The organism is Marinobacter alkalisoli, assembly GCF_045449795.1.
Classification (GTDB): Bacteria; Pseudomonadota; Gammaproteobacteria; order Pseudomonadales; family Oleiphilaceae; genus Marinobacter.
Genome location: NZ_JBJJLB010000004.1, coordinates 19,790 through 38,630, shown reverse-complemented (window position 1 = coordinate 38,630; position 18,841 = coordinate 19,790). Strand labels below are relative to the sequence as shown.

Sequence of the window (18,841 nt, the reverse complement as noted above, 5' to 3'; positions counted from 1 at the left end):
TTACACTACACTGCGCTTGGTCTATTAACCTGACGCAGGAGTCCTTTCGGTGATCCGTTCTTTCTACTGGCACGATTATGAAACCTTCGGTGTGGACCCGGTTCATGACCGGCCATCGCAGTTTGCCGGTGTGCGCACGGATGCGGACCTGAACATCATTGAAGACCCGCTGGTGATTTACTGCAAGCCGACGGACGATTACCTGCCTTCGCCGGAAGCCTGCCTGATTACCGGTATTACGCCCCAGAAGGCCCTGCAGGACGGTTTCCCGGAAGCGGAGTTTATTGCGCAGATCAATGAAGCCTTCAGTCAGCCGGGCACCTGCGTGGTCGGCTATAACAGCCTGCGCTTTGACGACGAGGTCACCCGCCACACCCTGTACCGCAACCTGCGCGATCCCTATGCTCGGGAATGGCAGAATGGCAATTCCCGCTGGGACATCATCGACATGGTGCGGCTGACCTACGCCTTACGCCCGGAGGGCATCAACTGGCCCCGCAAGGAAGACGGCAGCCCCAGTTTCCGCCTGGAAGAACTGACGGTTGCTAACGGCATTGCCCACGAAGCGGCTCACGATGCCATGTCCGATGTGGAAGCGACCATTGCGGTGGCGAAGCTGATCAAGGAAAAGCAGCCCAAACTGTTCGATTTTGTGTTGAACAACAAGGACAAGCATTCCGCCCGGGCGATGCTGGATACCGCTTCCATGAAGCCGGTGTTCCACATTTCCGCGAAGTATCCGGCGTCACGGGGCTGCTGTGCCATGGTGGCCCCGGTGGCGGATCACCCCACCAACAAGAACCTGGTGATTGTCTACGACCTGCGGGAAGATCCCAGCGAGCTGATCAACGCCAGCGCTGACCAGATTCGTGAGCGGGTATTTACTTCCCAGGCGGAACTGGGGGAGGGGGTCAGCCGGTTTGCGCTCAAAGGGGTGCAACTGAACAAGTGCCCGGTGCTGGCGCCGGCCAATATGTTGTCAACGCTCTCGCCGGAACGTCTGGAAGAACTGGCGCTGGATGGCGAGCAGTTGCGCGCCAACCTGGCTCTTCTCCGCCAGGCCCCGGACCTGCCCGCCCGCATTGCTGAAGCCTTTGACCGGGATTTCGAAGGCAGCGACCTGACCGACCCGGACGAACAGCTCTACGCCGGCGGCTTTATCAGCAAAACTGACCGCGAGAAGCTGAACTGGGTGCTGGAACAGCCGGTGGAGAATCTGGAGGAACTGGATGTTCGCTTTGAAGATGAGCGGCTCCAGGAGATGCTGTTCCGCTACCGCGCCAGGAATTACCCCAGCACCCTGATCGGGGAAGAAATGGAGCGCTGGGAAGTGTTTCGCAGCCAGCGGCTGATGCAGCCCAAGAAGGGGTGGCGGTCATTGGAGGCTTATGGACACGAGCTGCAGCGCCTGGCGGCGGATCCCGGATTAACGCCGCAGAAGCAGCAGATTCTGGAGGATTTGCATTTGTATGGGGAGTCGTTGATTCCTTACGTTTGATTTGGCTTCGTTGTCGGATTACGGCCTCGCCTAATCCGACCTACAGGGCTACTCTCATGTTCCCCCGTAGGTCGGATTAGCCGCAGGCGTAATCCGACACCATCATCACCGCCGCCTCACAAAATAAACACTCAAACCCTGCCCCATCAAACTCTGTACCTCACTCCCCAGCGCCTCGGCCTGGATCTGCTGCTGCACCGGACCTGTGGCAAGGCTGTGCCCGTCGGTGTCCCTGGCCTTCACCAGTTTCCACTCCACCTCGTTGCTGACCATGCCCATCAGTTCCTTGAGCTGGTGTACGTCCTGCGGCTGGAACCAGCGGTCGCGGCAGCCGCCGAGGGAGTAGAAGTCGTCTTCCTTCAGCAGTGACTGCCAGATGGCATCCTGCTTGTTGGTCAGTACCATGCGGCGGAGTTGGCGCAGGGTGGTGCGGGTGGGTGCCAGTTTGTGGTGGCTGATCATGCTGCGGATGTGGTGATCGCCTTCGGTGTGTTCTTCCACGGCGGTGTGCATGTGGACCACCGCGCCATTCTCTGTCGCGGAGCTGACCAACGCCGCCAGTGAGACCACGGTCAGTGCGGTGGAGGGCAGGCGGCCGACTTCCAGCCAGTGGACTTTGTGACCGTCTGCTACGAAACGCTGGGCGATGGACCAGGGCCAGAAGACGATGTTGTTGATGCCCATGTCGTCGGCCATGCGGGTGGCCTTGGCGATGTTGGCCAGGGATTCGTCCACGGCGATGACTTCCACATCATCCAGGTAATGGGCCAGTTCCATCGCGCGCTGGCCGGACTGGGCGCCGCAGACCATGATGCGCATGGTGGCGGGCAAATGGTCCACCGGCAGTTTCAGGTCTTCCGCCATCAGTGCTTTCAGGCTGCTTTCGGAGCGGTAGGCCAGTGTGGACCAGCTCGGCCAGGCCTGGGGCACGTCGGCTTTGGCCAGGCACAGTTCTTCGGCTTTTTCCTCGAAATTCTGTTTGATGGCTTCTTCCGAGGCGCGGTCGTAGTAGCTGGCGGCCAGAACCGGCTGCAGCGCCAGCGGCCAGTCCACCAGGTTCCACTGGCCAAGATGCACGGCAAAGTCCTGGTGGAACAGCGCGCCGTACATGGCGCTGAGCATCAGCGAGGCCGTCATGGCGTCCTGGGGTTCGCCCATAACCAGTTGGGCGTTGATGCTGTCGTTGATGGCGCTGATCAGGCGTTCTTCATCCTCTTCGGCGGTCAGCGCGTAGCCGGTGCGGTCCACGTAGCGGGCAATGGCCAGGGTAAGAGACTGAAGTTCGTCCCGCAGTTGTACGGTTTGCGCCACCTCGGCGGTGATCGCACGGCGGAGCAGGGTGACCAGCTCTTCCACGGCGGGGTTCGGCATCAGGGTTTTTTCCAGGGCCAGGATCAGCAGCTCGTCTTCGCTGGCGGCATCCAGGAATATCTCTGCCTGGGGGTTATCCAGATCGTATTGCTGGTGGATGATGGCGCTGACAAAGCGGCCGATTTCCTGGTGGGGCAGGCCGTCCTTGCTGAGCAGGGCGATGGCATCCTGCGCCAGGGCGGGGTCGGCCTTCTGTACATCCAGGTGCTCCGCGCAGGTGAGCATGCCACTGTAGACCGAATCCCACCGGGCGCCGGTTTCCAGCAGTTTGCGGTAATGCAGGTAGGCCACATCAAACTGGCCCTGCAGCCGTTTGGCATGGGCCACGCCACAGAAAGCGGCGGCGGATTGCCGGTCAATGTCCAGGGCTTCCAGGAAATACTGCTCCGCCAGGGCCGGGCGTTCGCTCTTCATGGCCCAGTAGCCGAGGTTGGCATACTGCTGCGCCTGCTCCGGCTGGTGGCTCAGGCTGGCATTGAACAGTGTGTGGGCTTTTTCGAGCTGGCCATCGTCCAGTTCTACCCGCCCCAGCAGGCCCAGTGCCCCGGCATTCTCCGGCTCCAGGTCAAGCGCCTCCGCCAGGTATTCCCGGCATTCCTGGCGCGCTTTCAGGCGCTGAACAAACGATCCTGCCGCGCTGTTGGATTCACCGTAGGCAAGGTTTGCCTGTAACACCAGCCGGGCAACCTGCGCCTGGCGGGAATCGGAAACCTGAATGTGATGCTGTGCGTGCATGGGACACCTCGTAAAACCTGCCGCGGCAGTCGTTTCGATATCTATCGTGGGCTCGATGGCCGTAGGTCGGATTAGCCAAAGGCGTAATCCGACAACCGTGTTGCTACCCCGTTACCCCTGCAGCAGCTGCAATACCTGCTGCGGCCGTGCGTTGGCCTGGGACAGAACCGAGAGGCCGGCCTGTTGCAGTACCTGGGTACGGGCCAGTTCGGCGGATTCCTTGGCGAAGTCCGCGTCTCTTATTCGGCTGTTGGACGCGGACAGGTTCTCGGATGTGGTGCTGAGGTTGGCGATCGTCGATTCGAATCGGTTCTGGACCGCTCCCAGCTCGGCGCGCAGGCCGTTGATCTGGTCGATGGCGTAATCCAGGGAAATCATTGCCAGGTCAGCCCCTGCCTGGGTCGAGATGTCGGTGTCGTTCACTGTGACCATGTCATCCGGAACGGTCGTTGCGACGTTAAAGGTGGTGCCGCTGGCAACGGTGACATCCACATTGAAGGCTTGCCCGAACTCGGACGAGAAGATGATCTCATCGTTGGTCTTGTTCAGGTTGGCGGTAATGCCGGTCTGTGGGGATTGGGCATTGACCTGGCCCAGGATGTCCTGGAATGAGCTGGCGTCGTTGATGGTCAGGGTTGTGGTGCCTGATCCGTCAAGGAGCGGCAGTTCCACAGTGAAATCGACGGTTTCGCCATTCTCGAACAGTTCCGCCACGGTCTGGCCACTGACCATCGCGTTCGACAGCCCGGAGGTGTCGCCAATAACGGATCCCAGCTGGCTTCCCCGTGCATCCAGGCCGTTGACCTGGATGGTTTCACCGGTGTTGGCACCGACCTGGAAAGTCTGGGTTGGCAGTGAGCCGTCAAGAACGCGCAGGCCGTTAAAGGAGGTTTGCCCGGCAATACGGTTGATCTCCGATACCCGTTGCTGCACTTCCTGGTTCAGTGCGTCGCGGTCAGAGTTGCTGTTGGACGCGTTGGCGGACTGAACGGCCAGTTCCCGGATGCGCTGAAGGTTGGCGGTGATTTCATCCAGCGCGCCTTCGGCCGTCTGGGACAGGGAGATGCCGTCATTGGCGTTACGCTGAGCCATGTTCAGGCCGGTGATCTGGGACTGGAAGCGCTCCGAAATCGCCAGGCCTGCGGCGTCGTCCTTGGCTGAGTTGATTCTCAGACCAGAAGAAAGCCGTTGCAGGGCGGTGTTGGCGTCGGTTTGTGACGCGTTCAGGTTACGCTGGGCATTCAGCGACGCAATGTTGGTGTTAATGATCTGAGGCATGTTTTGTCTCCCTGGGCAGAAAGGCCGGTAAGAGGGCCACGTTGCTCTGCGCCTCTGCCGGCAGAAATAGTTATGTTGCCGATTTGAGAGAGTCCAAGCGAAGTTTGTGCCAATATTTTAATACCTATGCAGGTTTATGATTTATAATCATTTTCTAGTAATTGCAGAGTATGTCGGTACTGAACTGCCAGATTGGTGACAGCATTTGTCGGCAGTGACTTGCCGCTCTTTTAGGGGGGAGCGACTCGCAGAAAGGGGGGGGAGCTTTGGTCGGTGCATTTCAATATGAACGCCACTTATGCTGATCGTATTTAAAGATGGCTTTCAGTTTCCACTTGCATGAAATTCCCATTGGTAACATGGTATTGTCTTGAACTTGAGCGCGGACCAATAGAGTCAGGAGGTGAGCACGGCTATGCAATTTGGGGGCAAGCAGATGTGAGCGCAGTTATTATTCCGGTCATCTTTGCGAGGCTTGATTCACGGCGACTACCCGGTAAGGTTCTTGAGCCGCTGCTGGACGGAAAATGTATCATCGATGAGCTGTTGGTTCAGCTGGGTATGCTTGCTAAACAAGTGCCGTGCGTTGCTGAGCCGGTCATCGCGACGACCTCCCGAACGGTTGACGAGCCTGTGGTTCACAGGGCCAGGCTGAAGGGTATCACTGCCATCACTGATCATTTCGCTCCGTTGAAGAGGCTTCGCGTTATTGCAGCTACTAACCCTCATTGCTGGCTTTGGCGTGTTAACGCAGACAGCCCGCTGCTCCTTCAACCCCTGATCGAATACGCTGCGGCGCAGTTATCGAGAGTGGATGATCAGGTGCAAGTCATAACGAATCTTGTTGATCGTAGCTTTCCTTACGGGGTGTCACTCGAAATGTTTCGGGCGGCTATGATCAACGCCATCAATATGGATCAGGCCACACAGGAGCAGTTGGAACATATAACACCGGTTACGCAGCAACTTCTTCCGAGCGCCATCCGCGGGGTTACAGCAAACGATCTCGGCCTCTCCCGGTTTGATCCCTCCGTCAGGTTAACCATTGATGATGCGACAGATGCCGGTTTTTTTCGCGCGCTGTGGGCCGACCCAGATTTTCAGAGAACCCGCCCCGGAAGTGTGGAGCGTGTAGACTATGCCTATAAAAGGAGGCTCTCTGGTGCGACTTAATATCTACCATATCTGTCCGTTTGGTCCGGGCTTCAATATCGGCAATTTCATGATCCAGCAGTCGGTCCGGCGGATGGTGGCCAGTTTGTCGGGTTGTGGCATCAATTTTATCACTGTGCCGGCGTCAGGTTTTGGCTCCAAGGCCGGTCTGACCAAGCAAATTGTTTACGATATCAACCAGACCGCAGACGGTGTGATTGTTGGTGGCGGCAATCTTTTTGAAAACGGCGAGATTTCGATAGACCGGACCGCATTGCAGGCGTTGCGCCGTCCGATGCTGATTTATTCCTCATCCTACGGGCGTATCTATGGCCCCGATCTGTCCTACGTTCGTCGCACCGATGCAATCAGCGATGCGGACCTGCGGGCGCTGCTTGAGCGGGCCGATGTGGTTCTCTCCCGGGATGAGGCGACCAGAAGGCACATTGAATCCCTGACACAGCATCCTGACCATCAGGTGGGAGGTTGTCCCTCGGTGTATATCTCGGAACTGGCAGCGGCGGAGTTCGAAGCGAGCCCATCGGCGGAGACCCGGTACCCGATGCTGGCTGTGCGGAATCCAGAGCAGATGAACGTACCCTTGTCACAGAAGATCCGTGTACATGCGCTTTCCGAGCAGTGTCTCGAGATCCTTGAGCGAAGGCAGGGAAAGCCGGCAACGGTGCTGTGTAACGATCAGAGGGATATTGAGTACGCAATGTCCTTTGGCAGGGAGATTCTCTACACAAGCGATGTTTATGAGTATTTTCAGATTCTGGATGGTGTCAGCGAGGCCATTTCTTTTCGGGTCCATACCAGTCTGCCCCTTTGGTCTCTGGGTAGGCCTGCGCTTAACCTGTCATACGATGAGCGCTCGGAAAGCCTGATCGAAACCCTGGGGATGAGTCAGTATGATCTCAACATTGTTGAAGACCGTGATTCAATTCTCGGGAAAATTGAATCACGCCTGGACTCATTTCCTGTTTCTGTTGAGCCCCCCGTTCGCTGGCAGCAATTGCGGGAGACTCAGGAAGCGGGTATCCGGCGGTTCCTGAAGCTCCTGGAGGTATAACGTGAAGATCATTTCCGAAGCCGCCATGAATCACTTTGGATCCGTGCCCTTGCTATGGCGATGCGTGGCATCGTCGCTTGAGGCGGGGGCAGATTATGTGAAGTTCCAGCTTATTCGTGATGAGGAAATCTATGCGGATGGTCAGTATGAATACGGCACTTACGACATCGATGAGGTGCGCTGGCTGAGACGTCATTCCCGCATACCCCATGAGCAGTATCGGCAGACCGCAGACCGGGCGGCAAGCCTTGCCGGCTATCGGTGTATGACAGCAACCCCCTTTGATCTGCGTTCGCTGGATGAACTGATCGAAACGGATCCGCCTTTCGTCAAAGTCGCCAGTGGCGATAACAATTACATGGAGTTGCTGGATGCGGTTGGCCGTTCCGGTCGAACGGTGATTATTTCAACCGGAATGTCCACGACGGAACAAATTGATCAGGCCGTTGAGCGCCTGATGAGACATACCTCTGATATTGTTCTGATGCACTGCGTTGCGGCTTACCCCCACACCTGTGATGAGTCAATGCTGGGAACCATTCCCTGGTTGCAGAATCGCTACCAGGTTCCGATTGGTTATTCGGATCACTCGGTTGGCTATGGTGCAGCCATGCTGGCCGCATCGCTGGGTGTTGAATGGTTTGAAAAGCATTTTACCCTTTCAGCGGACAACGGTGGGCTTGATGCCAAACACTCGGTCACGCCCGCCGGGCTGGCGGAATACTGCCGGATGGTTCGCAGCGTGAAGCCGGCGCTGGAAACGGTGCGAACAGAACCGACGGATGCCGAACAATACACTGCCCGCCGTGCCCGTCGTGGTCTCTACTTCAGTCGGGATCTTCCTGCCGGGCATGTCTTGTGTGTGGAGGATTTTGTCCCCTTGCGCCCGGAGCGGGATTTTTCGGTTGGAGAGCTTGAGGGCGTTGTAGGCCAGACACTCAATTCAGCCGTGGAAAAGCGAACGCCGCTCTGTAAAGAGCATCTTCAATGATCAATCGGCCAAAGGTGGTGCTCATAGCCGAAATCGGCCACCGTGTTGGCTGGGGGCATGTGTCCCGCTGTCTGATTCTGCGACGCATATTGTCGCATTCCTTTGATGTGGAACTGAAAATAGTCAACAGAGAGGGCTGGGCGAATCCGGAGCTGGAACGGGAGTTTGCTCTCCAGGACCCGGTCAGGGCGGATGTTGCGTTTATTGATGGCCTGGAATTGCGTGAGGAGCTGAACCTGAAGGTACGGGCAGGTTCGGTAGCATCTTTGTCCTACATGTCAGATGTCAATGATGTGGTCGATCTTGTGGTTGCCCCCGCGCTGAATGGAATGGATGTGCCGGGTCATTTCCTCACCGATCTGGCTGCAATTCTCTGTAATCGCCCGAAAGCTGTAGCTGGCCCGCGTGATCGGAAGAGTGGCGCGCTGACGATCGGAATCTCGATGGGTGGCGCCGATGTTGAAGGCCTTACCCCGGTTCTTGAGCGCGCTTTGAGCCAGGCCGGGCATCAAATCCTGACGATGGCCAATGATGCCGGCCGTCATCCCACGCTGTCACACTTTCTCGAGCACAAACTATACGACCATCCTGCTGATCCGTTCCCGTATTACGTGTTTTCTGAGTGTGATCTGGTTGTCTGTCAGGGTGGGTTGAGTGCTATTGAAATAGCGTTGCTCGGCATCCCGACGGTCATTCGCAGCCGTTCCGATTTTACACCGGCATACCGCTTTCTGGAGTTGTCCGGTTGTTCCCGGCGGTCAGCTGGCAGCAGTACTGCCGAGCTGGAGAGCACGATCAACTTCGTTTGCGAAAATGGCAGCCAGCGGGCACAAATGGCGCGTGCATGTCGTGGCCTGGAGGCGGAAATAGATGAGTCCTTCTGGGAGGTGCTTATCTATCAATTGATCAAGAAGGAAGCACACCATGAAGCAATGCCGTTTTTGCGGGGGCACTGATCTTAAGCCCTGGACCGGGCGATACCAGCGCTGCAATGACTGCCTGTATATTTGTTCGGTGCCGGCACCAACACCCGAAGAGATAGATCAGCATTACAGTCAGTACCATGAAAACAATCACCAGAAGTCTGAAGCCAAAAATCTGGCCCGTGCGGTTTCTTACCGGCAGGAGATTCGCTGGCTGGAGGGCCGGCTGGGTGACCCACTCCCTGCTCCGGTATTTGATTATGGCGCCTCTGGCGGCTATTTTCTGGATGCGCTGGTTTCCGACGGAAATGTGCCGGCCAGTGCCGCACACGGCGACGACCTGTCACCCGGGGCTGTTGAGCAGCTGGTGAAGAAGGGTTATCGCAAAACAGTGGCCTCTTGTGAGCCGAGGTCGATGCAGCTGGTCACGCTCAGGGGGGGTCTGGAGCACCTGCTGGATTTCCGGAGTGTCGTTGCAGAGCTGACCGATCTGGTGGCTGAAGATGGTGCTTTCTTCATTACCGCTACGCCGGATGCTTCGTCAACGGTCGCAAATCTCTATCGGGACCGCTGGGTGCAGCATCATTATCCCAGCCATTTTCAGCATTTTACATCGGCGCTGGTTGACCAGTTGCTGGCCGAGCGTGGTTTTGTGCTGATTGATCATGTGGATCTTTACCGGGAATCCGTTTATCGGTCGGATGATGATGATCTTCACTGGTTGCGAGCGGTGCAGGGCTCTCCGCCGGACGTGCATCACGCTTACTGGGGCTCGATGATGACCCGGCTGTACCGACGCGGCCCCGGTCTGGACAGAGCTGAAAAAGGCTAGGGGCGTACCGCCGGCCCTGGGATGATTAACCGGGAAATGAACGTAATGCCATACATGGCGAGGTTTCGATGAGCAACAACCAGGATACCGCCGCACAGGTTTACCTGCGGCGCAAACAGAAGAACCTCGAATTCTTCAAGGTCAGCCTTCCGAAGATCTACCAGGTTCTTGAGAACCTGATGCTGACACGCGCCGAGCTGGTGGTGACGCCTGGGGCCAAAGACCTGGACATGACGATTGATGGTCAATCCTGTTACCGGGGGCTGGCGAAGGAATATTCACAGGACGAAGCGCTGCAGTTCCTGAAGGACAATCCGCCGGATAAACCACTGAAAACATTCCAGCCCGAGTGGCCCTCTTCCTATCCGGTGGACCGGTTCGCGTTCCGGAAGATGCGTACGATCCTCGAGGCCAGCCCGGTCACGCCCGAGAATTTTCAGGGCTACCTGCGTGGCAATAATTTCTTTCCCTCGATCGTCTTTCTCGGTTGCGGGCTGGGCTATCACATTGAGGCCCTGGTGGAGCGTACGAACATTGTCAGCGCCTTTATTGTCGAGCGCGAGCCGGAGAAATTCGCGCTCAGCCTGTTTACCGTCGACTGGGCGGCCATCTGCGCGAAATTCAAGCGCCGGGGCTACTCCATTAATTTTGCGATTGGCCTAGGGGCTGGCGGCGAGAGTATCCGGGACATACTGGCGCGGCATCTCCAGAGTGCCGTGCCGTTCTACCCCTTTATGACCACCTATTACAACCACCTGGCGGACATTGAGCTGGCGCAGACGGCGATGGACGTGTCCAAGGATGTGGCGACCATTGCCGCTCACTGGTCCAACTACGATGACCATCTTATCCGGCTGAAAAACACCGCGTTTAACGTCAACGCCGGCATGCGCTACCTGAAGAAAAAGAACCTGCCGGCCAGTGACTATCCGCTAGTGGTTGTCGGCAGTGGTCCGTCCATTGATAACCGCATCGACAGCCTGAAAGCCGTGCGGGACCGGGTGGTGATCGTCAGTGCCGGCACTGGTCTGCGCCCGCTTTTGATGGCAGGTATAAAACCAGATCTGCACGTGGAGCTGGATCCGGGGTATTCCATATACGAAATTCATGCGGATCAGGGCAGGGAAGCGCTGGCGGATATCCCGCTGCTGGCGGTTAACGAGATTAACCCCCACGTTCCGGCGTTATTTGGTCGTACCCGTTATTATTTCAAGTCTGATAACGCACTGCCGGCATTGCTTGGCCTACCCGGCGATGGCTATCCGAGCTGTAACCCGACCTGTACCAACGCCGCCCTGTCGATCGGGTATAGCCTCGGCTTCCGCAAGCTCTTCCTGTTTGGCACGGACTACGGTTTTGAAAGTGTCGATAAGGACCACGCCAGCACCTCCATTCACGGCGACAAAGCAGACAGCGAGTTTGCCCGTGGCTTCCGCGAAAAGGTAGCGAAGCGGAAGCGTCAGACTTTCGAAATCCCCCGTGTTGGCGGCGGCAAAATACACACCCGCAGTGATTACTACAGTGCCAAGCGTAGCGTGGAACAGCTTTTGTTGGAGCTGGAACGCGCTGCCTCTTCGACCGAGGTGTTCAACTGTGCCGATGGGGCGGAGATTGAAGGCACGGCCTGGCTCGCGGAGGAGGCCTTCGCCCAACGGATTCAGGAACTGGGCACGGCAGAGCCGCCCAACCTGGATGAGCGTCTGGACTCCATTGAGGCGGATCTGGACAAGGACAGCATGGACAGGGTCTTGCCCGATCTGTTGGCGGAAATCCGTCAGGAAGCGGCTTCCCTGGCCAGGATCGTCAAGAAGGCCAAGCTGGGCGGGGGCAGGGACCTGGCGATCCTGGCCAATGAGCTGAAGACGCTGATTACGCGGGTAAAGCCGAAACCCGGCAGCGTTGGCGTTACCAGTGCGCAACTGGCGATGAACCAGATGCTACAGGGGGCGATACTACGGCTTGTGCATATCGGCCTCTCCCATGGCCTGGCTTGTCACGATGGTAAAGAGCGGGATCGGTTTATCAGGACGTGGCGTGAGCAGGTTCTGGATTTGCTGGAAAAGCTACCGGATCATTTTGAGCGGGTTATGTTCGATACCCGACCCATGGAAGACAATCCCTGGTCCAGGACCGGGGTCCGGTTCCCGGAGCCTGAGCTTCTGGAATATGAGGATTCATAGGCTTTACATTTGTTCACAAAGAATCTGCTTTTTTTCCTAAAGGATGATTGTGGGGGGCCGTTAAGCATAACAGTAGGGCGGCTACCCCAAATAACCTGAGCGGGTGCCAGACCTCTTTCAAAAGAAAATGAATCGTTTGAGGAGAAGCAATATGGCTCTCGGTATCAACACTAACGTCGCTTCATTGAGCGCACAGAATCAGCTGAACCGCTCTCAGGGTATCTCTGACCAGGCTTTGCAGCGCCTGTCTTCCGGTCTGCGTATCAACTCCGCCAAGGACGACGCAGCTGGTCTGGCAATCTCAACCCGCTTTGACACACAGATTCGCGGCCTGAACGTTGCACAGCGTAACGCTAACGACGGTATCTCCATGGTGCAGACCGCTGAAGGCGGCCTGAACGAAACCGTTGGCAACCTCCAGCGTATTCGTGAGCTGGCGGTACAGGCGGCAAACGGTTCCAACACCGACGAAGACCGTGCTCTGTTGCAGTCGGAAGTTTCCCAGCGTCTGGACGAGATCACCCGTATCTCCAGCGACACCCAGTTCAACGGACAGAATGTACTGGATGGTACGCTCGGTAGCGGGGTGTCTTTCCAGGTTGGCGCGAACGCCGGTCAGACCATTGATATCGCCTTCGATCAGGATATGTCCGCATCCGGCCTGGCCGTGAACGCGATCGACATCAGCACTGCCAGTGGCGCCTCGGCTGCACTGACAACGCTGGACACTGCCCTGGACACCGTGAACTCATTTCGTTCCGACCTGGGTGCGGTCCAGAACCGCTTCGAAAGCACCATCAACAACCTGGCGACCAACATTGAGAACCTGAGCGCCTCCAACAGTCGGATCGTGGATGCGGATTTTGCGGCGGAAACCGCGAAACTCTCCAAGGCCAACGTGCTGCAGCAGGCGGGTATCTCTGTACTGGCACAGGCTAACGCCCGTCCGAACCAGGTTCTGTCCCTCCTGCAGTAATTGGGGCAACGCGGTAATGGCCACCCCCTCCCCGGGGGTGGCTTCTCGCCGTTAGAGGATAGCGGGGTGAGCTATGAATGACGTGAACCTTAACAGCCCGGATCTGAAGCTGGTCCGCTCCAGTGAGCAAGCTCCGGCTCGGGCGTCTGCGTCACCTCAGGTCGAAGGCAGTAATGCCTCCGCTCAGTCTGCTGTTTCATCTGCTGGCCGGCCAGCGCTTACCCAATCTCCCGATGCCCGTGAACCTTCCAAAGCTGAACGGCTGGAAAGGCGTAGCGAGGCCCAGCGGGAAGAACTGGATGAAGCGGTGTCGCAGCTGAACGATTATGTTCAGACGGTTCAGCGGGATCTCCAGTTTGAAGTGAATAACGAGCTTGGTCAGACCATCGTCCGCGTGGTTGATCAGCAGACCCATGAGGTTATTCGCCAGATCCCTGATGAAGTAGCATTGAGGTTGGCAGAAAACTTGCAGCAGGATGAACCGCTGACATTATTCAACGTTAAAGTGTAAAACCTTGCCGGTATAAGCTTGGCCTGAATAATGGCATTTCAGCACCGCCGCCCCTGAACAGGGCCGGCGGTGCTCTGCGTTAAGGGTCTTTTTCGTTACAGCCTGTTACAAAAAATGGGGTCGGAAATGGCAAAGTTTTGCCGCCCGGTGCCGTTAAACGAACATACAGGTAATTTAGCCTTTCAGGAGGCAGGGTCATGGCATCAATTACATCACTAGGCGCAGGCTCGGGCATTTTTAGCTCCGATCTTCTCGATCAGCTGGTTAATGCTGAGCGCAAGCCCACGGAAGCCCGTCTGGATCAGCGGCAACAGCGTACCGAGACCCGTATTTCGGCCTACGGCGCTATCCGGAGTGCCATGGAAGAGATGCGTACCTCCATGGAGAAGCTGAGTAGCCCTGAAGGCATGAAGGCTTTCTCGTCCAGTTCTTCCAATGAGAGTGTGGCCGGGGTATCGGTGGATGCACTGGCGGCAAACCGTGGCTCCTACAGCCTGAATGTGACTCAGCTGGCGCAGTCGCAATCACTGGCATCTGGCGCGTTTGCGGATCGTGATACCACGACGGTCGGTTCCGGAACCCTGACGCTGGATGTTGGCGGTGTCACCACAGACATTACCGTGGATGGCAGCAATAACACCCTGGAGGGGCTGGCTGCGTCCATTAACGATGCCAATGCCGGAGTGTCGGCCGGGGTGGTGGATACCGGCTCCGGTTTTCGTCTGGTGTTGTCTGCTGAAGAGTCCGGCATTGAGAATTCCGTCAAGGTGTCGGTGACTGATGACGACGGCAACAACACGGACACCAGCGGGCTATCCCAGTTTGTATTCGATGGCACCACCAGCAACCTGGAGGAAACGGTTGCAGCCAGGGATGCTCAGCTCGAAGTCAATGGCATTGCCATCAGCCGGCCCACCAATACCGTGGAAGGTGTGGTTGATGGCGTCACCTTTGATCTCAAGTCAGAGGGCGCATCGACCGTCAAGATTGAGCGTGACGCTGATGCTGTCACAGAGAACGTTCAGGCGTTCGTCGATAAGTTCAATGCCTTCCAGGACATGGTCGACAAGGTGTCCGGATTTGATCCGGACTCCGGTCAGGGTTCCGTGCTGACGGGTGATTCGACCATTCGTAACATCCAGAGCGACTTACGCCGGATGCTGACGGAGATTCCGCCGGGGCTGGAGAATTCTCCGGTTCGCATGCTGGCTGATGTCGGCATCAAGACCGATCCGAGTACCGGCAAGCTGGAATTCGACCAGGCGCGCTTCAAAGAGCAGCTGGATGCCCACCCGGAGGCTATGACCGCGCTGTTTGCCGAAAAGGACGGTGTGGAAGGGATTGCTGAGCGCACGGTCAACGTTGTCAGTAATTTCCTGGCCAGCGACGGCGCATTAGCGACAAGAACCGAGGGATTGAACGGTGACCTGGAGAAAATCCAGGAGCAGCGTGATCGCCTCGAGATGCGCCTGGAGGCGCTGGAAGAGCGTTTGTTTAATCAGTTCTCCGCAGCGGATTCACTGATCGCGCAACTCAACAGCACCGGAGACTTTGTCAGCCAACAACTGGCGGCTCTGGCTCCCAAGAGCAATCAGGGCTAGTCTGAACAGGACAGTTAAGGGGTAATAGAATGAACGGTCTCCAGCAATACCAGCAAATCAATACTCAGACCAGCATTACCGATGCTGACCCGCACAAGCTGATTCAGCTTCTGTACAACGGCGCCCTGGAGCGGATCAACATGGCGAAGGCCAGGATGCAGGCAGGTGATTATCAGGCCAAAGGCGCGCTGATCGTCAAGGTGATTGATATTGTCGCCGGGCTGCGCAGCTTCCTGGACAAAGAGCAGGGCGGTGATCTTGCTGAACGTCTGGATGCGCTGTATGACTACATGGAGCGGGTGTTGTGGGAGGCGAATGTCCACAACGACCAGGCCAGGCTCGACGAAGTCGCGGGCCTGCTCCGCTCCATCAAGGACGGCTGGGACGGCATCCGGGAAGAGGTGGTCAACCAGCAGCAGGCAGTCTGAATCTGCCCCCATCATGAAAATGGCCCGTTGAAGGGCCATTTTTTTTGGTAGCGCGCTCTGTTGCCTGTTGCGGCGCTACTTTCTGCCGAATAGCCATTCCCCCCGCTCTCCCGTACAATATGCGCCTTATTTATTGACCCCTATTTCAGGATTTGGAGCAAGGGCATGTCTGATATCAAGAAGGTGGTGCTGGCCTATTCCGGTGGCCTGGATACTTCCGTTATCGTTCGGTGGTTGCAGGATACCTATAACTGTGAGGTGGTGACGTTCACCGCCGACATCGGCCAGGGCGAGGAAGTGGAGCCCGCGCGGGCGAAAGCCGAGGCGCTGGGCGTGAAGGAAATCTACATCGAGGATCTGCGCGAAGAGTTCGTGCGCGATTACGTGTTCCCGATGTTCCGCGCCAATACCATCTATGAGGGGGAGTACCTGCTGGGTACCTCCATCGCCCGCCCGCTGATCTCCCGTCGCCTGATCGAGATTGCCAATGAAACCGGCGCGGACGCCATTTCCCACGGCGCCACCGGCAAGGGTAACGACCAGGTGCGTTTCGAGCTGGGCGCCTACGCGCTGAAGCCGGGCGTAAAGGTAATTGCCCCCTGGCGCGAGTGGGACCTGAACTCCCGCGAGAAGCTGCTGGCCTATTGCGACGAGCGCAACATTCCGGTGGAGAAGAAGAAGGGCAAGTCCCCTTACTCCATGGATGCCAATCTGCTGCACATCTCTTATGAAGGCATCAACCTGGAAGATCCCTGGTCGGAAGCCGAGGAAGATATGTGGCGCTGGAGTGTTTCCCCGGAAGCCGCTCCAGACACGCCGACCTATGTTGAGCTGACCTATAAGCAGGGCGATATCGTTGCCATCGACGGTCAGGACATGAAGCCCCACGTGGTGCTGGAAACCCTGAACAAGATGGCGGGTGACAACGGCATTGGGCGCCTGGACATTGTTGAGAACCGCTACGTGGGCATGAAATCCCGTGGCTGCTACGAGACCCCGGGCGGCACCATCATGCTGCGCGCGCACCGGGCGATTGAGTCCATCACTCTGGACCGCGAAGTGGCCCACCTGAAGGACAGCATCATGCCGCGCTATGCGGAAGTGATCTACAACGGTTACTGGTGGTCACCGGAGCGTGAGGCGCTGCAGGCGCTGATCGACCAGACCCAGACCTACGTCAACGGCACCGTGCGGTTGAAGCTGTACAAGGGCAATGTCGACGTTGTGGGCCGTAAGTCCGAAGACTCGCTGTTTGACGAGAAGATCGCAACCTTCGAGGAAGACCAGGGCGCGTATGACCAGAAAGACGCGGAAGGCTTTATTAAGCTGAACGCGCTGCGGTTGCGGATAGCAGCTGGCAAGGGGCGGAAGCTTTAAGGCTGACGTTCAGTAGATTGCAAAACGCCCGGATTTTTCCGGGCGTTTTTGTTTTTGTTCCTTCCATAAAAAAGCCAGCTCATGGGAGCTGGCTTAACAACAAAACTTAAGGAAAGAACGAAAGTGCCTGAAAAATTCGTTAATTCGATGGATCCGTCTCCCATACGGCGGCGGAGGTACTACACGGCTCCTCCGCCATGGGGGATACTGCTTGAATCCACAATTTCAGAATAGGGCTTTCGCGCTCTGAAGTCTGTTGGTGATGTGTGATTCAGTGTTACCGAGTGTGATGTTGGATTACGCGAAGCCGTAATCCGACAACAATGTTTTCAAGCCTTCTCAACAACCGCCGGCATGGTCTCCGTAAACCGCCGCGTCTCATACGCATCCACCAACCCCTGAACCGCTGCCTGCTCCACCTCCTGGACCGAGGGCGTGCCGCTCTGTGCGTCGGACTTGCACAACACCATGCCGGCTTCCACGGAAATGTACCCGGCGGTGGTTTTCAGTGCTTTGTGATTTATGCCATCAAATATCCGCCGAAACGTTGTGGTGGTGCAGTTCTCGCTGTGGGGGAAATAGGCCACGATGGCAAACTGGTTGTCCCCAACGCGGCACAGGGTGTCCATGGGGCGAATCAGGTGGCTCAGGCGGCGGGCGATACCGATGGCCAGCTCACTCATCACCGACGGGGGGTGCTTGCGCTTGAGTTCCTGCCAGTTGCGGATGCCGCACAGCACGTACGCTGTTGACCCGTTGCGGGACTCCGCATGACGCAGGGATTTGCCCAGTCGGTCACGGGCGTATTTGTTGTTGCACAACCCGGTTTCCAGGTCGATGATGTTCGTGGCTTCCAGTTCCCGATTGTTTTCGATCAGCAGGGAGTTGGCGCGCAGCAGGGTATTTTGCCGGTCGGCCATGCGGTCGGCGGCGAAAATCCGGGGAATCAGCTGCTTGGTCATGTCGGATTTATAGATGAAATCGTCCACGCCCCGATCGAAGGCTTCAGACAGGGCTTCCACGCTTTCCCGGGCGGTCAGCAGGATGATATAGGTGTAATGGTTGTCCTGCTCGTCCTGCTGGCGCACCTGGTCAGTCAGCTCCAGGCCGTCCATTTCCGGCATCAGCCAGTCGGCAATCAGCACGCTGACCGGGCGTTGTTCCATCAGCTCGAGGGCCGACAACGCATTGTTGGCGATACGTACGTCGCGATATCCGGCATTTCGCAAGGTGCGCCCAACCACCATACTGCTGAACTTTGCGTCGTCTACTACGAGGATGGGGAGGTCCAGATTTGGCATTGTTGTCTACTTCTTACCAGTCCATTGTCAGATGCGGTGAGGGGCGGGTCTTGCTATGCTCTGCCCTTAATTTACGTGGATAGAGTATACCCATTACGTATTGCGGAGAATAACGACCATGCCCTCTTTTGACATAGTTTCCGAAATTGATATGCACGAAGTCACCAACGCCGTGGACCAGGCCAAGCGAGATCTGGGCAACCGTTGGGATTTCAAGAACGTGGAAGCGGATATCGAACACGATGACAAGGGCATTACCGTCAGTGCCGAGCAGGAGTTCCAGCTGGAGCAGCTATTGGACATGCTGCGGATGGCCTTTGCCAAGCGCAACATCGATGGCCGCGCCCTGTCCGAGGACGGTGAGAGCAAGGCTGGCAAACTGGTCAAGCAACACCTGCTGCTGAAGCAGGGCATCGAAACCGACATGGCCAAGAAAATCGTCAAGATGATCAAGGACGCGAAGCTCAAAGTGCAGGCGAGTATCCAGGGTGACAAGGTGCGGGTGACCGGGAAGAAGCGGGATGACCTGCAATCCGCCATTGCCATGCTGAAAGAAGCCGAGCTGGATATTCCCCTGCAGTTCAACAATTTCCGCGACTGATCCGGAGGCCGCGC

At 57.1% G+C, this 18,841-nt stretch carries 15 protein-coding genes and 1 pseudogene; 13 read left to right on the top strand and 3 right to left on the bottom strand.

Annotation, left to right across the window (positions count from 1 at the left end; translation table 11 throughout):
• The first annotated feature begins 49 nt into the window (after window positions 1-49).
• Window positions 50-1,498 (top strand): exodeoxyribonuclease I, encoded by a 1,449-nt coding sequence (gene sbcB, locus ACJO3M_RS01135; protein WP_406998940.1) that lies wholly within the window; start codon window positions 50-52, stop codon window positions 1,496-1,498.
• A gap of 105 nt (window positions 1,499-1,603) precedes the next feature.
• On the opposite strand, the gene ACJO3M_RS01130 is transcribed toward sbcB, so the two are convergent.
• Window positions 1,604-3,604, bottom strand: coding sequence for a tetratricopeptide repeat protein (locus tag ACJO3M_RS01130; RefSeq protein ID WP_406998938.1), 2,001 nt, complete (start codon window positions 3,602-3,604; stop codon window positions 1,604-1,606).
• Between the two features lie 111 nt (window positions 3,605-3,715).
• Window positions 3,716-4,882, bottom strand: a complete 1,167-nt coding sequence (locus ACJO3M_RS01125) for a flagellin (protein ID WP_406998936.1) — start codon at window positions 4,880-4,882, stop codon at window positions 3,716-3,718.
• A gap of 438 nt (window positions 4,883-5,320) precedes the next feature.
• Here ACJO3M_RS01125 and ACJO3M_RS01120 point away from each other — a divergent pair, with 438 nt between their 5' ends.
• The 11 genes and pseudogenes from ACJO3M_RS01120 to ACJO3M_RS01070 all read left to right on the top strand — a co-directional run bounded on the left by ACJO3M_RS01120 (window position 5,321) and on the right by ACJO3M_RS01070 (window position 16,925).
• Window positions 5,321-6,055 (top strand): cytidylyltransferase domain-containing protein, encoded by a 735-nt coding sequence (locus ACJO3M_RS01120; RefSeq protein WP_406998934.1) that lies wholly within the window; start codon window positions 5,321-5,323, stop codon window positions 6,053-6,055.
• Window positions 6,045-7,106, top strand: coding sequence for a hypothetical protein (locus tag ACJO3M_RS01115; protein ID WP_406998932.1), 1,062 nt, complete (start codon window positions 6,045-6,047; stop codon window positions 7,104-7,106). Before ACJO3M_RS01120 ends, ACJO3M_RS01115 begins: the two co-directional genes overlap by 11 nt.
• Before the next feature lies 1 nt (window position 7,107).
• Complete coding sequence (locus ACJO3M_RS01110; RefSeq protein WP_406998930.1) at window positions 7,108-8,097, top strand: N-acetylneuraminate synthase family protein; 990 nt, start codon at window positions 7,108-7,110, stop codon at window positions 8,095-8,097.
• Window positions 8,094-9,053, top strand: coding sequence for a hypothetical protein (locus ACJO3M_RS01105; protein WP_406998928.1), 960 nt, complete (start codon window positions 8,094-8,096; stop codon window positions 9,051-9,053). Before ACJO3M_RS01110 ends, ACJO3M_RS01105 begins: the two co-directional genes overlap by 4 nt.
• Complete coding sequence (locus tag ACJO3M_RS01100) at window positions 9,022-9,852, top strand: methyltransferase domain-containing protein (RefSeq protein WP_406998926.1); 831 nt, start codon at window positions 9,022-9,024, stop codon at window positions 9,850-9,852. Before ACJO3M_RS01105 ends, ACJO3M_RS01100 begins: the two co-directional genes overlap by 32 nt.
• Window positions 9,853-9,920: 68 nt before the next feature.
• Window positions 9,921-11,201: pseudogene (locus ACJO3M_RS01095) on the top strand (motility associated factor glycosyltransferase family protein); the annotation flags it as partial.
• Between the two features lie 982 nt (window positions 11,202-12,183).
• The gene (locus ACJO3M_RS01090) at window positions 12,184-13,008 is read left to right on the top strand and encodes a flagellin domain-containing protein (protein ID WP_406998924.1); all 825 of its coding nucleotides are present in this window, start codon (window positions 12,184-12,186) and stop codon (window positions 13,006-13,008) included.
• A 73-nt stretch (window positions 13,009-13,081) separates the two neighbouring features.
• Window positions 13,082-13,519, top strand: coding sequence for a flagellar protein FlaG (locus ACJO3M_RS01085; RefSeq protein ID WP_406998922.1), 438 nt, complete (start codon window positions 13,082-13,084; stop codon window positions 13,517-13,519).
• A gap of 197 nt (window positions 13,520-13,716) precedes the next feature.
• The gene (gene fliD, locus ACJO3M_RS01080) at window positions 13,717-15,120 is read left to right on the top strand and encodes a flagellar filament capping protein FliD (RefSeq protein ID WP_406998920.1); all 1,404 of its coding nucleotides are present in this window, start codon (window positions 13,717-13,719) and stop codon (window positions 15,118-15,120) included.
• Between the two features lie 29 nt (window positions 15,121-15,149).
• A complete protein-coding gene (gene fliS / locus ACJO3M_RS01075) occupies window positions 15,150-15,548 on the top strand; it encodes a flagellar export chaperone FliS (RefSeq protein ID WP_406998918.1) in 399 nt (132 codons plus the stop codon).
• 165 nt (window positions 15,549-15,713) lie between these two features.
• On the top strand, window positions 15,714-16,925 hold the full coding sequence (locus ACJO3M_RS01070) for an argininosuccinate synthase (RefSeq protein ID WP_406988257.1): 1,212 nt from the start codon (window positions 15,714-15,716) through the stop codon (window positions 16,923-16,925).
• Window positions 16,926-17,254: 329 nt separating this feature from the next.
• On the opposite strand, the gene ACJO3M_RS01065 is transcribed toward ACJO3M_RS01070, so the two are convergent.
• On the bottom strand, window positions 17,255-18,226 hold the full coding sequence (locus ACJO3M_RS01065; RefSeq protein ID WP_406998916.1) for a response regulator: 972 nt from the start codon (window positions 18,224-18,226) through the stop codon (window positions 17,255-17,257).
• Window positions 18,227-18,344: 118 nt separating this feature from the next.
• Between ACJO3M_RS01065 and ACJO3M_RS01060 the strand changes: the two genes are divergently transcribed.
• Window positions 18,345-18,827 (top strand): YajQ family cyclic di-GMP-binding protein, encoded by a 483-nt coding sequence (locus ACJO3M_RS01060; RefSeq protein ID WP_406998914.1) that lies wholly within the window; start codon window positions 18,345-18,347, stop codon window positions 18,825-18,827.
• Window positions 18,828-18,841 lie beyond the last annotated feature (14 nt).

Coding starts and splice junctions, on each gene's coding strand:
- ACJO3M_RS01130 (WP_406998938.1), bottom strand. CDS start 3,604: ATGCACGCACAGCATCACATTCAGGTTTCCGATTCCCGCCAGGCGCAG.
- ACJO3M_RS01125 (WP_406998936.1), bottom strand. CDS start 4,882: ATGCCTCAGATCATTAACACCAACATTGCGTCGCTGAATGCCCAGCGT.
- ACJO3M_RS01105 (WP_406998928.1), top strand. CDS start 8,094: ATGATCAATCGGCCAAAGGTGGTGCTCATAGCCGAAATCGGCCACCGT.
- ACJO3M_RS01100 (WP_406998926.1), top strand. CDS start 9,022: ATGAAGCAATGCCGTTTTTGCGGGGGCACTGATCTTAAGCCCTGGACC.
- ACJO3M_RS01090 (WP_406998924.1), top strand. CDS start 12,184: ATGGCTCTCGGTATCAACACTAACGTCGCTTCATTGAGCGCACAGAAT.
- ACJO3M_RS01085 (WP_406998922.1), top strand. CDS start 13,082: ATGAATGACGTGAACCTTAACAGCCCGGATCTGAAGCTGGTCCGCTCC.
- fliD (WP_406998920.1), top strand. CDS start 13,717: ATGGCATCAATTACATCACTAGGCGCAGGCTCGGGCATTTTTAGCTCC.
- fliS (WP_406998918.1), top strand. CDS start 15,150: ATGAACGGTCTCCAGCAATACCAGCAAATCAATACTCAGACCAGCATT.
- ACJO3M_RS01070 (WP_406988257.1), top strand. CDS start 15,714: ATGTCTGATATCAAGAAGGTGGTGCTGGCCTATTCCGGTGGCCTGGAT.
- ACJO3M_RS01065 (WP_406998916.1), bottom strand. CDS start 18,226: ATGCCAAATCTGGACCTCCCCATCCTCGTAGTAGACGACGCAAAGTTC.
- ACJO3M_RS01060 (WP_406998914.1), top strand. CDS start 18,345: ATGCCCTCTTTTGACATAGTTTCCGAAATTGATATGCACGAAGTCACC.